Origin of the sequence: Pseudomonas chlororaphis subsp. chlororaphis (assembly GCF_003945765.1) — a bacterium.
GTDB lineage: Bacteria > Pseudomonadota > Gammaproteobacteria > Pseudomonadales > Pseudomonadaceae > Aquipseudomonas > Aquipseudomonas chlororaphis.
The window spans coordinates 117,012-131,614 of record NZ_CP027712.1 but is presented as its reverse complement, the minus strand read 5'-3'; the positions used below and the strand labels follow the sequence as shown (position 1 = coordinate 131,614).

Genomic DNA, 14,603 nt, shown 5'->3' with positions numbered 1-14,603 from the left:
GTCTGCGTCAGCAGACAGGGGTTTCGGAATTCAATCTTGACGATGACCTACTCTCACATGGGGAAACCCCACACTACCATCGGCGATGCATCGTTTCACTGCTGAGTTCGGGATGGGATCAGGTGGTTCCAATGCTCTATGGTCGTCAAGAAATTCTGTGGCCGGACCGTTGGCTCAATAGCCGAACGTACCAGCAAAATCGGGAACTTCTACAAAAACAAAACCCCAATTGCTTTCGCAATTGGGGTTTTGGAATTTAATCTTGACGATGACCTACTCTCACATGGGGAAACCCCACACTACCATCGGCGATGCATCGTTTCACTTCTGAGTTCGGGATGGGATCAGGTGGTTCCAATGCTCTATGGTCGTCAAGAAATTCGGTGTGCCGAGTCGTCTTTCGACGCTTCAGCAAATTGGGCATGCGATAGTTTGTGTGTTTTCTCGAACTTTCGGTTCGTTTCGTCTTCACACACCGCAATCTGGCTGTTAAGCGCAAATTGCTTGGGTGTTATATGGTCAAGCCTCACGGGCAATTAGTATTGGTTAGCTCAACGCCTCACAGCGCTTACACACCCAACCTATCAACGTCGTAGTCTTCGACGGCCCTTTAGGGAACTCAAGGTTCCAGTGAGATCTCATCTTGAGGCAAGTTTCCCGCTTAGATGCTTTCAGCGGTTATCTTTTCCGAACATAGCTACCCGGCAATGCCACTGGCGTGACAACCGGAACACCAGAGGTTCGTCCACTCCGGTCCTCTCGTACTAGGAGCAGCCCCTCTCAAATCTCAAACGTCCACGGCAGATAGGGACCGAACTGTCTCACGACGTTCTAAACCCAGCTCGCGTACCACTTTAAATGGCGAACAGCCATACCCTTGGGACCGGCTTCAGCCCCAGGATGTGATGAGCCGACATCGAGGTGCCAAACACCGCCGTCGATATGAACTCTTGGGCGGTATCAGCCTGTTATCCCCGGAGTACCTTTTATCCGTTGAGCGATGGCCCTTCCATACAGAACCACCGGATCACTAAGACCTACTTTCGTACCTGCTCGACGTGTCTGTCTCGCAGTCAAGCGCGCTTTTGCCTTTATACTCTACGACCGATTTCCGACCGGTCTGAGCGCACCTTCGTACTCCTCCGTTACTCTTTAGGAGGAGACCGCCCCAGTCAAACTACCCACCATACACTGTCCTCGATCCGGATAACGGACCTGAGTTAGAACCTCAAAGTTGCCAGGGTGGTATTTCAAGGATGGCTCCACGCGAACTGGCGTCCACGCTTCAAAGCCTCCCACCTATCCTACACAAGCAAATTCAAAGTCCAGTGCAAAGCTATAGTAAAGGTTCACGGGGTCTTTCCGTCTAGCCGCGGATACACTGCATCTTCACAGCGATTTCAATTTCACTGAGTCTCGGGTGGAGACAGCGCCGCCATCGTTACGCCATTCGTGCAGGTCGGAACTTACCCGACAAGGAATTTCGCTACCTTAGGACCGTTATAGTTACGGCCGCCGTTTACCGGGGCTTCGATCAAGAGCTTCGCGTTAGCTAACCCCATCAATTAACCTTCCGGCACCGGGCAGGCGTCACACCCTATACGTCCACTTTCGTGTTTGCAGAGTGCTGTGTTTTTAATAAACAGTCGCAGCGGCCTGGTATCTTCGACCGGCATGGGCTTACGGAGCAAGTCCTTCACCCTCACCGGCGCACCTTCTCCCGAAGTTACGGTGCCATTTTGCCTAGTTCCTTCACCCGAGTTCTCTCAAGCGCCTTGGTATTCTCTACCCAACCACCTGTGTCGGTTTGGGGTACGGTTCCTAGTTATCTGAAGCTTAGAAGCTTTTCTTGGAAGCATGGCATCAACCACTTCGTCACCTAAAAGGTAACTCGTCATCAGCTCTCGGCCTTAGAATCCCGGATTTACCTAAGATTCCAGCCTACCACCTTAAACTTGGACAACCAACGCCAAGCTGGCCTAGCCTTCTCCGTCCCTCCATCGCAATAACTAGAAGTACAGGAATATTAACCTGTTTTCCATCGACTACGCTTTTCAGCCTCGCCTTAGGGACCGACTAACCCTGCGTCGATTAACGTTGCGCAGGAAACCTTGGTCTTTCGGCGTGGGTGTTTTTCACACCCATTGTCGTTACTCATGTCAGCATTCGCACTTCTGATACCTCCAGCAAGCTTCTCAACTCACCTTCACAGGCTTACAGAACGCTCCTCTACCGCATCACTTACGTGATACCCGTAGCTTCGGTGTATGGTTTGAGCCCCGTTACATCTTCCGCGCAGGCCGACTCGACTAGTGAGCTATTACGCTTTCTTTAAAGGGTGGCTGCTTCTAAGCCAACCTCCTAGCTGTCTAAGCCTTCCCACATCGTTTCCCACTTAACCATAACTTTGGGACCTTAGCTGACGGTCTGGGTTGTTTCCCTTTTCACGACGGACGTTAGCACCCGCCGTGTGTCTCCCATGCTCGGCACTTGTAGGTATTCGGAGTTTGCATCGGTTTGGTAAGTCGGGATGACCCCCTAGCCGAAACAGTGCTCTACCCCCTACAGTGATACATGAGGCGCTACCTAAATAGCTTTCGAGGAGAACCAGCTATCTCCGAGCTTGATTAGCCTTTCACTCCGATCCACAGGTCATCCGCTAACTTTTCAACGGTAGTCGGTTCGGTCCTCCAGTCAGTGTTACCTAACCTTCAACCTGCCCATGGATAGATCGCCCGGTTTCGGGTCTATACCCAGCGACTAAACGCCCTATTAAGACTCGCTTTCGCTACGCCTCCCCTATTCGGTTAAGCTCGCCACTGAATATAAGTCGCTGACCCATTATACAAAAGGTACGCAGTCACAGAACAAAGTCTGCTCCCACTGCTTGTACGCATACGGTTTCAGGATCTATTTCACTCCCCTCTCCGGGGTTCTTTTCGCCTTTCCCTCACGGTACTAGTTCACTATCGGTCAGTCAGTAGTATTTAGCCTTGGAGGATGGTCCCCCCATATTCAGACAAAGTTTCTCGTGCTCCGTCCTACTCGATTTCATGACTAAGAGATTTTCGCGTACAGGGCTATCACCCACTATGGCCGCACTTTCCAGAGCGTTCCGCTAATCTCAAAGCCACTTAAGGGCTAGTCCCCGTTCGCTCGCCACTACTAAGGGAATCTCGGTTGATTTCTTTTCCTCAGGGTACTTAGATGTTTCAGTTCCCCTGGTTCGCCTCTTGCACCTATGTATTCAGTACAAGATAACCATCTTATGATGGCTGGGTTCCCCCATTCAGACATCTCCGGATCAAAGTCTGTTTGCCGACTCCCCGAAGCTTTTCGCAGGCTACCACGTCTTTCATCGCCTCTGACTGCCAAGGCATCCACCGTATGCGCTTCTTCACTTGACCATATAACCCCAAGCAATCTGGTTATACTGTGAAGACGACATTCGCCGAAAATTCGCGATTAAACTCACAAATTTTACCTTAGCCTGAATAAACACCAGTGAAAGTGCTATCCAGTCTATCTTTCTATCACATACCCAAATTTTTAAAGAACGATTCTGATAAAGATCAGAAATCAACATTCACCATCAACTTGATGGAATGCTCATTTCTAAGCTTTAAACGATGGACACCAATCTGTAATGGTGGAGCCAAGCGGGATCGAACCGCTGACCTCCTGCGTGCAAGGCAGGCGCTCTCCCAGCTGAGCTATGGCCCCGTATCGCTACAGGGTGCACCAGTAATTGGTGGGTCTGGGCAGATTCGAACTGCCGACCTCACCCTTATCAGGGGTGCGCTCTAACCAACTGAGCTACAGACCCAATCGTCTTCTTCAATGAATCAAGCAATTCGTGTGGGAGCTTATGAAGCAGCTGATGTCGTCGATTAAGGAGGTGATCCAGCCGCAGGTTCCCCTACGGCTACCTTGTTACGACTTCACCCCAGTCATGAATCACACCGTGGTAACCGTCCTCCCGAAGGTTAGACTAGCTACTTCTGGTGCAACCCACTCCCATGGTGTGACGGGCGGTGTGTACAAGGCCCGGGAACGTATTCACCGCGACATTCTGATTCGCGATTACTAGCGATTCCGACTTCACGCAGTCGAGTTGCAGACTGCGATCCGGACTACGATCGGTTTTGTGGGATTAGCTCCACCTCGCGGCTTGGCAACCCTCTGTACCGACCATTGTAGCACGTGTGTAGCCCAGGCCGTAAGGGCCATGATGACTTGACGTCATCCCCACCTTCCTCCGGTTTGTCACCGGCAGTCTCCTTAGAGTGCCCACCATTACGTGCTGGTAACTAAGGACAAGGGTTGCGCTCGTTACGGGACTTAACCCAACATCTCACGACACGAGCTGACGACAGCCATGCAGCACCTGTCTCAATGTTCCCGAAGGCACCAATCCATCTCTGGAAAGTTCATTGGATGTCAAGGCCTGGTAAGGTTCTTCGCGTTGCTTCGAATTAAACCACATGCTCCACCGCTTGTGCGGGCCCCCGTCAATTCATTTGAGTTTTAACCTTGCGGCCGTACTCCCCAGGCGGTCAACTTAATGCGTTAGCTGCGCCACTAAGAGCTCAAGGCTCCCAACGGCTAGTTGACATCGTTTACGGCGTGGACTACCAGGGTATCTAATCCTGTTTGCTCCCCACGCTTTCGCACCTCAGTGTCAGTATCAGTCCAGGTGGTCGCCTTCGCCACTGGTGTTCCTTCCTATATCTACGCATTTCACCGCTACACAGGAAATTCCACCACCCTCTACCATACTCTAGCTCGCCAGTTTTGGATGCAGTTCCCAGGTTGAGCCCGGGGATTTCACATCCAACTTAACGAACCACCTACGCGCGCTTTACGCCCAGTAATTCCGATTAACGCTTGCACCCTCTGTATTACCGCGGCTGCTGGCACAGAGTTAGCCGGTGCTTATTCTGTCGGTAACGTCAAAATACTCACGTATTAGGTAAGTACCCTTCCTCCCAACTTAAAGTGCTTTACAATCCGAAGACCTTCTTCACACACGCGGCATGGCTGGATCAGGCTTTCGCCCATTGTCCAATATTCCCCACTGCTGCCTCCCGTAGGAGTCTGGACCGTGTCTCAGTTCCAGTGTGACTGATCATCCTCTCAGACCAGTTACGGATCGTCGCCTTGGTGAGCCATTACCTCACCAACTAGCTAATCCGACCTAGGCTCATCTGATAGCGCAAGGCCCGAAGGTCCCCTGCTTTCTCCCGTAGGACGTATGCGGTATTAGCGTCCGTTTCCGAACGTTATCCCCCACTACCAGGCAGATTCCTAGGCATTACTCACCCGTCCGCCGCTCTCAAGAGGTGCAAGCACCTCTCTACCGCTCGACTTGCATGTGTTAGGCCTGCCGCCAGCGTTCAATCTGAGCCATGATCAAACTCTTCAGTTCAAACATCTTTGGGTTTTGAGAAAACCCTAAACTTGGCTCAGCAATCGTTGGTTACATCTTTGATTTCTCGCGGAGTAACTTGTGATGCTGATAATCTTTCTGACTACCAGTCTGACTCCACAAGCACCCACACGAATTGCTTGATTCAGTTGTTAAAGAGCGGTTGGTTAAGTCTTTCGTCTCAACCGAGGCGCGCATTCTACAGCAGCCTCTGTATCTGTCAAGCGGTTATTTTAAGAAGTTTTCAAAGTTTCCCTTGCAACTTCAACCACTTGCGCTTCCGATCTCTCGTCAGCGGGAGGCGAATTCTACAGCGTTACACGCTGCTGTCAACACCTCTTTTTCTCCGCTTTCGACCGAGAAGATCGAATCGTTAACTCGGCGAAAACTGACTGCCCAATCAACTCCTTCGGGCTTCGATGAACTGAAGCGTAACCGCTGTCGAAAACCGCGTAACTCGTTGAATCTCAAGGAGTTTTCCGTTTCGACTGCGCCGGAAGTGGGGCGAATTATAGACTTCCAGAATCTGCCGTCAACCCCTAATTTGCTTTTACTATGAATAAACCTGAAAACACCCCAAAAGGGGGTGTTTTCAGGCCTCTTATATAGAAGGGATCAGATGCTCTCTATATAGAAGAGCGCATTCACACCACGCCCGAGACTCGCAAGGCATCCACAGACTCAAGCTCAAGCCCCAGCACTCGCTGCAGAACCTGGGCGGTATGCTCTCCTAATAGAGGAGGCGCATGACGGTACTCGACCGGCGTCTCGGAGAGACGGATCGGACTCGCTACCTGAGGCACCAACCCCGCCAACGCATGAGGCAGCTCGATCGCCAACCCGCGCGCTTTGACCTGCGGGTCCTCGAACATCTGCGCCAGATCGTTGATAGGGCCGCAAGGCACTCCTGCCTGCTCCAACTGGGCAACCCACTCAGCGGTGGTCTTGAACACCGTGGCCTGACGGATCAATGGAATCAGCACAGCTCGATTGGTAACCCGCAGCTTATTAGTCGCAAAGCGCGGATCGTCCGCCCACTGCGGCTGACCCGCCACCTCGGCAAACTTGCGGAACTGCCCGTCATTCCCCACGGTAAGGATGAAATCGCCATCCGCCGAGGGAAAGTCCTGATAAGGCACGATATTCGGGTGAGCATTACCCAGGCGCTTGGGAGCAACTCCGGTGGTCAGGTAGTTCATCGCCTGGTTGGCCAGACACGCAACCTGTACATCCAGCAACGCCATATCAATGTGCTGCCCACCGCCGTCATGCTGCCGGTGCGCCAATGCGGCAAGAATCGCCACAGTCGAGTACAACCCCGTCAGGATATCCGTCAATGCCACGCCGACCTTCACCGGCCCGGCGCCCTCATCCCCCTCGGGACGCCCGGTCAGGCTCATCAGCCCGCCCAGTCCCTGGATCATGAAGTCGTAGCCGGCACGCTTGGCATAAGGCCCGGTCTGGCCAAAGCCGGTAATGGAGCAATAGATCAGATTAGGGTTGAGCGCCTTCAGCGACTGATAGTCCAACCCATAGGCCGCCAGACCGCCAACCTTGAAGTTCTCGATCAGAATGTCGGACTTGGCCGCCAACTCGCGCACCAGGCGCTGACCTTCCGGCCGAGTGAAGTCGATAGTCACCGATTGCTTGTTGCGGTTGGCCGACAGGTAATAGGCGGCCTCCGTAGTGTTCTCGCCATAAGCGTCCTTGAGGAAAGGCGGCCCCCAGGCGCGCGTATCGTCACCATTACCCGGACGCTCGACTTTGATCACCTCGGCCCCCAGGTCCGCCAGGATCTGACCGGCCCAAGGCCCGGCCAGCACTCGCGACAAGTCCAGCACCCGCAAATGAGATAACGCGCCCATGGTCGTTCTCCTATCAGTAGAACGCCTGGATGCCGGTCTGTGCGCGCCCCAGGATCAGCGCATGGACGTCATGAGTCCCTTCGTAGGTGTTCACCACCTCCAGGTTGACCAGGTGACGGGCGATGCCGAACTCGTCGGAGATGCCGTTACCGCCCAGCATGTCACGGGCCATGCGAGCGATGTCCAGCGACTTGCCGCAGGAGTTGCGCTTCATGATCGAGGTGATTTCCACCGCTGCCGTACCTTCATCCTTCATCCGGCCCAGACGCAGGCAGCCTTGAAGGGCGAGGGTGATCTCGGTCTGCATGTCCGCCAGTTTTTTCTGGATCAGTTGAGTAGCCGCCAGCGGGCGGCCGAATTGCTGACGGTCCAACGTGTATTGGCGAGCGGTGTGCCAGCAGAACTCAGCCGCACCCAGGGCGCCCCAGGAAATACCGTAGCGGGCAGAGTTCAGGCAGGTGAACGGACCTTTCAGACCCCGTACATCCGGGAAGATGTTCTCTTCCGGCACAAAGACGTTGTCCATGACGATTTCGCCGGTGATGGAAGCGCGCAGGCCGACCTTACCGTGAATCGCCGGAGCACTCAGACCTTTCCAACCTTTCTCCAGTACGAAGCCGCGGATATCCCCAGCATCGTCCTTGGCCCAGACCACGAACACATCAGCAATCGGGCTGTTGGTGATCCACATCTTGCTACCAGTCAGGCTGTAACCGCCATCGACCTTACGGGCACGGGAAATCATCGCGCCCGGGTCGGAGCCATGGTTAGGCTCGGTCAGACCAAAGCAGCCGATCCACTCGCCAGAGGCCAGCTTCGGCAAATACTTCTGCTTCTGGGCTTCGGTACCAAATTCATTGATCGGCACCATCACCAGGGAGGACTGCACGCTCATCATCGAGCGGTAGCCGGAGTCAACACGCTCCACTTCGCGGGCAATCAGGCCGTAGCAGACATAATTCAGACCGCTGCCGCCGTACTGTTCGGGAATGGTGGCACCCAGCAGGCCAACTTCGCCCATTTCACGGAAGATCGCCGGGTCGGTCTTTTCATGACGGAAAGCTTCGAGCACACGCGGCGCCAGCTTGCCTTGAGCGAATTGCTCGGCACTGTCACGCACCATGCGCTCCTCTTCAGTGAGCTGTTGATCCAGCAGAAGGGGATCGATCCAGTTGAAGCTTGCTTTACCGCCCATGAGTGAGTCCTCGTGAAATAGGTCAACGTTCGTGGACTGATCCTAGGCCGGCTTTGCGAGCGCGGCAAACGAGGATTTCGCATACTGTTGTGCTAATTTCTCACTCCGTAACAGCCGAAAGCGGCTTTTAGCGATTCCATTAGTGAGATTGCCGTACATGCGCAGAAAGATCCCCAGCACTGCCGCCCTCATCAGCTTCGAAGCCGCCGCCCGTCACGAGAGCTTTACCAAGGCGGCGCAGGAGCTTTCGCTGACCCAAGGTGCAATTTGCCGACAGATCGCCAGCCTGGAAGAGTTTCTCGGGGTCGAACTGTTCCGCCGGTCCCGACGCGGCGTCAAGCTGACCGAGGCGGGGCTCTCCTACAGCCGCCGCGTGGCGACTCAACTGGACGCAGTGGAACGTGACACGCTGTCCGTCATGGGCCAGCAGGGCGCCAACGTCATCGAGCTGGCGGTGGTCCCGACCTTTGGCACCCAATGGCTGCTGCCCCGACTCAAGGATTTTCAGCAGCGACACCCGGAAGTCACGGTCAACCTGACCAACCGCACCCGGCCTTTCCTGTTCGCCGATACCGACTTCGACGCCGCGATTTACTTTGGCGATGCCGACTGGTCGGGCACCCAATCCCATCGCCTGATGGGAGAAAACCCGATGCCGGTATGCAGCCCCGCAACCCTGGGCAACCGCACCCGGCTAAGCGCCGAAGAAATCGCCGAGTTGCCGCTGCTGCAGCAGACCACGCGCCCCTATGCCTGGCGGCAATGGTTCAACTCACAGCACCTGAATATCCCGCGAGACATGACAGGCCCGCGTTACGAACTATTCTCCATGCTGGCGCAAGCCGCCATGCACGACATGGGTATCGCCCTGATCCCGCCATTCCTTATTCAACGGGAGCTGAGGGAAAAGCGCCTGGTGATCGCCAACCCCGAAGCACTGGCGAGCATCAAGGCGTATTACCTGATGATTCCCGAGCGCAAGGTGGAATCAGCGTCTTTACGGGCTTTTCGTGATTGGCTGGTGGAACAGGCACAAGGCTACAGCCTTGAGAAATAGCAGGGCAGGGCGACAAGCTGACTTCGTAGTCAGAAAAAACAAAACACTACAGATATAACTAAATGTCGCATTTAGGCAGACTGTATCGATAAGCGGAACAACCGTCCTATAAGTGCCTAACCACGCGGCTTGTAGGGCTTTTTGAGGGCCATAAACGCCCATTCACATGAGCAATGTGAAAAATGTTTTATTTTCCGTCGAAATCCTTACAAGGCACGGCTTACAAGGGATTGAGCCCTACCCTTGCGACATTCGGTCACGGGGTGACTTGTAGTTAATTTTCCGTCACCCCTCATAACCCCTTGAAGGGCGTAATGTTCGCCTGCAAAATGCCGCGCCCCGCCTTGATTCTGGCGGGATCGTGCTGATCGGCCGCCCCAGCTGCACCATCCGTAGTGCGCTGGCCTTCTAAAAAAGATCGAAAGCAATAAGATCACGCAGGAGATTTGACGTGCACATTGGTGTTCCTCTCGAGACCCAAACGGGTGAAACACGGGTTGCTGCAACCCCGGAAACCATCAAGAAACTGATCGGCCAGGGTCATAAAGTCACTGTGCAGAGCGGCGCCGGCATCAACGCCAGTGTTGTCGACAGTGCCTATGAAGCGGCAGGTGCAACCATTGGCAGCGCCAACGATGCATTCGGCGCGGAGCTGATTCTCAAGGTCGTGGCTCCCAGCGACAGCGAACTGGCCCTGATCAAGAGTGGCACCGTCCTGGTGGGCATGCTCAATCCGTTCAGCAATGAAACCATTGCCAAGATGGCCGAGCGCGGCATCACCGCCTTCGCCCTGGAAGCAGCGCCGCGTACCTCGCGGGCTCAGAGCCTGGATGTGCTGTCCTCGCAAGCCAACATCGCCGGTTACAAGGCGGTGCTGTTGGCTGCCCACTATTACCCGCGCTTCATGCCGATGCTGATGACCGCCGCGGGCACCGTGAAAGCCGCTCGCGTACTGATTCTCGGTGCCGGCGTTGCCGGCCTGCAGGCCATCGCCACCGCCAAGCGCCTGGGCGCCGTGATCGAGGCCTCGGACGTCCGTCCGGCGGTCAAGGAACAGATCGAATCCCTGGGGGCCAAGTTCGTCGACGTGCCTTACGAGACCGATGAGGAGCGTGAATGCGCCGTCGGTGTCGGTGGCTACGCACGCCCGATGCCTGCCAGCTGGATGCAGCGCCAGGCCCAGGCCGTGCACGAACGCGCCAAGCAGGCCGACATCGTGATCACCACCGCCCTGATTCCAGGCCGCAAGGCGCCAGTACTGCTGAGCGCCGAAACCGTGGCCCAGATGAAGCCGGGATCGGTGGTCGTCGACCTCGCCGCGGCCCAGGGCGGCAACTGCCCGCTGACCGTGGCGGATCAGGTGGTGGTCGAGAATGGCGTGACCATCGTCGGCCCGACCAACCTGGCCGGCGCTGTCGCTGCCGACGCCTCGGCGCTGTACGCCCGCAACCTGCTGGACTTCCTGAAGCTCGTCTTCACCAAAGAAGGTCAGTTCGAGGTCAACCTAGAAGACGACATCGTCGCCGCGTGCCTGATGTGCCGCGACGGCCAAGTCATCCGTAAAAACGCCTAAGCAGGGATTCAGACGATGGAAGAGCTTATCTCCCCCGGTATCTACAACCTGATCATCTTCGTGCTGGCGATTTATGTCGGTTATCACGTGGTCTGGAACGTTACACCCGCACTGCACACGCCGCTGATGGCGGTGACCAACGCCATTTCGGCGATCGTGATCGTCGGCGCCATGCTGGCCGCCGCCCTGACCGTGACACCGCTGGGCAAGACCATGGGCACGCTGGCCGTGGCCCTGGCCGCGGTCAACGTGTTCGGCGGCTTCCTGGTAACCCGCCGCATGCTTGAGATGTTCAAGAAAAAAGCCCCGAAAGCCGTAAAAGAAGAGGCGCCCAAGTAATGAGCATGAATCTGGTAACGACGCTCTACCTGATCGCGTCGATCTGCTTTATCCAGGCCCTCAAAGGCCTGTCGCACCCGACCTCCTCGCGTCGCGGCAACCTGTTCGGCATGCTCGGCATGGCCCTGGCGATCGTCACCACCGTCGGCCTGGTATTCAAGCTCGGCGCGGAGCTGGCGACCGTTGGCATCGGCTACGTGATCGTCGGCCTGCTGATCGGCGGCACCGCCGGTTCGATCATGGCCAAGCGCGTGGAAATGACCAAGATGCCGGAGCTGGTGGCCTTCATGCACAGCATGATCGGTCTGGCTGCGGTATTCATTGCCATCGCCGCCGTGGTCGAGCCGCAGTCCCTGGGCATCGTCAAGCAACTGGGTGATGCGATTCCGGCCGGTAACCGCCTGGAGCTGTTCCTCGGTGCGGCCATCGGTGCCATCACCTTCTCCGGTTCGGTGATCGCCTTCGGCAAGCTGTCGGGCAAGTACAAGTTCCGCCTGTTCCAGGGCGCACCGGTACAGTTCGGCGGCCAACACAAGCTGAACCTGGTTCTCGGCCTGGCGACCCTGGGCCTGGGCGTGACCTTCATGCTCACCGGCAACCTCGGCGCCTTCGCCCTGATGCTGGTCCTGGCCTTCGTGCTGGGCGTGCTGATCATCATCCCGATCGGCGGTGCCGACATGCCGGTGGTGGTGTCGATGCTCAACAGCTACTCGGGCTGGGCGGCGGCGGGGATCGGCTTCTCGCTGAACAACTCGATGCTGATCATCGCCGGCTCCCTGGTGGGTTCGTCTGGTGCGATCCTGTCGTACATCATGTGCAAGGCAATGAACCGTTCGTTCTTCAACGTACTGCTGGGCGGCTTCGGCAACACTGCCGACGCCGGCGGCCCGGCGGGCGCGCAAGAGGCCCGCCCGGTGAAGTCCGGCTCGGCCGACGACGCCACCTTCCTGCTGACCAACGCCGACACCGTGATCATCGTTCCGGGTTACGGCCTGGCAGTCGCCCGGGCACAGCACGCACTGAAGGAGCTGACCGAGAAACTGGTACACCGCGGCGTGACCGTGAAGTACGCGATCCACCCGGTAGCAGGGCGCATGCCCGGCCACATGAACGTGCTGCTGGCCGAGGCCGAAGTGCCGTACGACCAGGTGTTCGAGATGGAAGACATCAACTCCGAGTTCGGCCAGGCCGACGTGGTGCTGGTGCTCGGCGCCAACGACGTGGTCAACCCGGCGGCGAAGAACGATCCGAAATCGCCGATCGCCGGCATGCCGATTCTCGAAGCGTTCAAGGCCAAGACCGTCATCGTCAACAAGCGTTCGATGGCCAGCGGCTATGCCGGCCTGGACAACGAACTGTTCTACCTGGACAAGACCATGATGGTGTTCGGCGACGCCAAGAAAGTCATCGAAGACATGGTCAAAGCCGTCGAATAAAACCTGCTCCAGCGCAACACCCAAGACCTCAGCCTTTAGTAGGCTGGGGTTTTTTATTTCCCGCACAAACCCGACAAAAGGCTCTAAATCGCGGCCTTTCATTCGACCTTGGTAGCGGGACGAATTTTTTTGAAATCACTAGACTGCGCATCTTGCTTCCGCTGCCCGAGATAACAATCCATGTACCGTGATCGTATCCGCTTGCCTTCGTTGTTGGATAAGGTGATGAGCGCCGCCGACGCCGCCGCTCTGATTCAGGACGGCATGACCGTCGGCATGAGCGGTTTCACCCGCGCCGGCGAAGCCAAGGCCGTGCCCCATGCGTTGGCCGAGCGCGCCAAGGTAACCCCACTGAAAATCAGCCTGATGACCGGCGCCAGCCTGGGCAATGACCTCGACAAGCAACTCACCGAGGCCGGTGTCCTGGCCCGACGCATGCCGTTCCAGGTCGACAGCACCCTGCGCAAGGCGATCAATGCCGGCGAGGTGATGTTCATCGACCAGCACCTGTCGGAAACCGTGGAACAGTTGCGCAACCAGCAACTCAAGCTGCCGGACATCGCCGTCATCGAAGCCGTGGCGATCACCGAGCAGGGCCATATCGTGCCGACCACCTCGGTGGGCAACTCCGCCAGTTTCGCAATCTTCGCCAAGCACGTGATCGTCGAGATCAACCTGGCGCACAACCCGAACCTGGAAGGCCTGCACGACATCTATATCCCGACCTACCGGCCGACCCGCACGCCCATCCCGCTGGTGAAGGTCGACGACCGTATCGGCAGCACCGCCATCCCGATCCCGGCGGAGAAGATCGTCGCGATCGTCATCACCAACCAGGCGGACTCGCCATCCACCGTCTCGACCCCTGACAGCGAAACCCAGGGCATCGCCAATCACCTGATCAACTTCTTCAAGCAGGAAGTGGACGCTGGCCGCATGAGCAACAAGCTCGGCCCGCTGCAGGCAGGCATCGGCAATATCGCCAACGCGGTGATGTGCGGCCTGATCGAGTCGCCGTTCGAAGATCTGACCATGTACTCCGAAGTGCTGCAGGACTCGACTTTCGACCTGATCGACGCCGGCAAGCTGAGCTTCGCCTCAGGCAGCTCGATCACCCTGTCGAGCCGCCGCAACGCCGATGTGTTCGGCAACCTGGAGCGCTACAAGGACAAGCTGGTACTGCGCCCGCAGGAGATCTCCAACCACCCGGAAGTGGTGCGTCGCCTGGGCATCATCGGCATCAACACCGCCCTGGAGTTCGACATCTACGGCAACGTCAACTCCACCCACGTCTGCGGCACGCGGATGATGAACGGCATCGGTGGTTCGGGTGACTTCGCGCGCAACGCGCACCTGGCGATCTTCGTCACCAAGTCCATTGCCAAAGGCGGGGCGATTTCCAGCGTGGTACCGATGGTCAGTCACGTCGACCACACCGAGCACGACGTCGACATCCTGGTGACCGAGATCGGCCTGGCCGACCTGCGTGGTCTGGCGCCACGGGAGCGGGCACGGGTAATCATCGACAACTGTGTACACCCGGACTATCGCCAGGCGCTGAATGACTACTTCACCGCCGCCTGCGCCCTGGGCGGTCACACACCACACGTCCTGCGCGATGCCCTGCGCTGGCACATGAACCTGGAAGAAACCGGGCGCATGCTCGCTGTGTGATGGGTACAGTCGATGGCTGACGCAAGCACAGTTGTG

The 14,603-nt window shown here is 56.8% G+C and carries 7 protein-coding genes, 2 tRNA genes and 4 rRNA genes; 5 read left to right on the top strand and 8 right to left on the bottom strand.

The features are described from left to right. Positions 1-34 precede the first annotated feature (34 nt). The 8 genes from rrf (C4K27_RS00650) to C4K27_RS00610 form a co-directional block, all read right to left on the bottom strand. Positions 35-150 (bottom strand): 5S ribosomal RNA (gene rrf / locus C4K27_RS00650). A 110-nt stretch (positions 151-260) separates the two neighbouring features. After that, a 5S ribosomal RNA gene (gene rrf, locus C4K27_RS00645) occupies positions 261-376 on the bottom strand. A 139-nt stretch (positions 377-515) separates the two neighbouring features. Beyond that, a 23S ribosomal RNA gene (locus C4K27_RS00640) occupies positions 516-3,407 on the bottom strand. A gap of 240 nt (positions 3,408-3,647) precedes the next feature. Then, positions 3,648-3,723, bottom strand: a tRNA-Ala gene (locus C4K27_RS00635). A gap of 26 nt (positions 3,724-3,749) precedes the next feature. Beyond that, positions 3,750-3,826, bottom strand: a tRNA-Ile gene (locus tag C4K27_RS00630). A gap of 65 nt (positions 3,827-3,891) precedes the next feature. Next, a 16S ribosomal RNA gene (locus C4K27_RS00625) occupies positions 3,892-5,428 on the bottom strand. Together the 16S, 23S and 5S rRNA genes with 2 tRNA genes alongside form the textbook arrangement of a ribosomal RNA operon. A gap of 644 nt (positions 5,429-6,072) precedes the next feature. Further along, a complete protein-coding gene (locus C4K27_RS00615) occupies positions 6,073-7,293 on the bottom strand; it encodes a CaiB/BaiF CoA transferase family protein (protein ID WP_053263270.1) in 1,221 nt (406 codons plus the stop codon). A 13-nt stretch (positions 7,294-7,306) separates the two neighbouring features. Further along, complete coding sequence (locus tag C4K27_RS00610; protein WP_007924234.1) at positions 7,307-8,488, bottom strand: acyl-CoA dehydrogenase; 1,182 nt, start codon at positions 8,486-8,488, stop codon at positions 7,307-7,309. Positions 8,489-8,645: 157 nt separating this feature from the next. Between C4K27_RS00610 and C4K27_RS00605 the strand changes: the two genes are divergently transcribed. The 5 genes from C4K27_RS00605 to C4K27_RS00585 all read left to right on the top strand — a co-directional run bounded on the left by C4K27_RS00605 (position 8,646) and on the right by C4K27_RS00585 (position 14,567). Continuing rightward, entirely contained in the window at positions 8,646-9,545 is a 900-nt protein-coding gene (locus C4K27_RS00605) for a LysR family transcriptional regulator (protein WP_053263269.1), read from the top strand. Positions 9,546-9,996: 451 nt separating this feature from the next. Continuing rightward, positions 9,997-11,118 carry a Re/Si-specific NAD(P)(+) transhydrogenase subunit alpha gene (locus C4K27_RS00600; RefSeq protein WP_007924238.1) on the top strand — a complete coding sequence of 374 codons (1,122 nt, stop codon included), beginning with the start codon at positions 9,997-9,999 and terminating at the stop codon, positions 11,116-11,118. A 15-nt stretch (positions 11,119-11,133) separates the two neighbouring features. Next, positions 11,134-11,457, top strand: a complete 324-nt coding sequence (locus tag C4K27_RS00595) for an NAD(P) transhydrogenase subunit alpha part 2 (RefSeq protein ID WP_003187010.1) — start codon at positions 11,134-11,136, stop codon at positions 11,455-11,457. Next, the gene (locus C4K27_RS00590) at positions 11,457-12,893 is read left to right on the top strand and encodes an NAD(P)(+) transhydrogenase (Re/Si-specific) subunit beta (protein WP_053263268.1); all 1,437 of its coding nucleotides are present in this window, start codon (positions 11,457-11,459) and stop codon (positions 12,891-12,893) included. Before C4K27_RS00595 ends, C4K27_RS00590 begins: the two co-directional genes overlap by 1 nt. Positions 12,894-13,073: 180 nt before the next feature. After that, positions 13,074-14,567, top strand: a complete 1,494-nt coding sequence (locus C4K27_RS00585) for a succinyl-CoA:acetate CoA-transferase ScpC (RefSeq protein WP_009041554.1) — start codon at positions 13,074-13,076, stop codon at positions 14,565-14,567. The last annotated feature ends 36 nt before the right edge of the window (positions 14,568-14,603 follow it).

Coding starts and splice junctions, on each gene's coding strand:
- C4K27_RS00615 (WP_053263270.1), bottom strand. CDS start 7,293: ATGGGCGCGTTATCTCATTTGCGGGTGCTGGACTTGTCGCGAGTGCTG.
- C4K27_RS00605 (WP_053263269.1), top strand. CDS start 8,646: ATGCGCAGAAAGATCCCCAGCACTGCCGCCCTCATCAGCTTCGAAGCC.
- C4K27_RS00590 (WP_053263268.1), top strand. CDS start 11,457: ATGAGCATGAATCTGGTAACGACGCTCTACCTGATCGCGTCGATCTGC.
- C4K27_RS00585 (WP_009041554.1), top strand. CDS start 13,074: ATGTACCGTGATCGTATCCGCTTGCCTTCGTTGTTGGATAAGGTGATG.
- C4K27_RS00595 (WP_003187010.1), top strand. CDS start 11,134: ATGGAAGAGCTTATCTCCCCCGGTATCTACAACCTGATCATCTTCGTG.
- C4K27_RS00610 (WP_007924234.1), bottom strand. CDS start 8,488: ATGGGCGGTAAAGCAAGCTTCAACTGGATCGATCCCCTTCTGCTGGAT.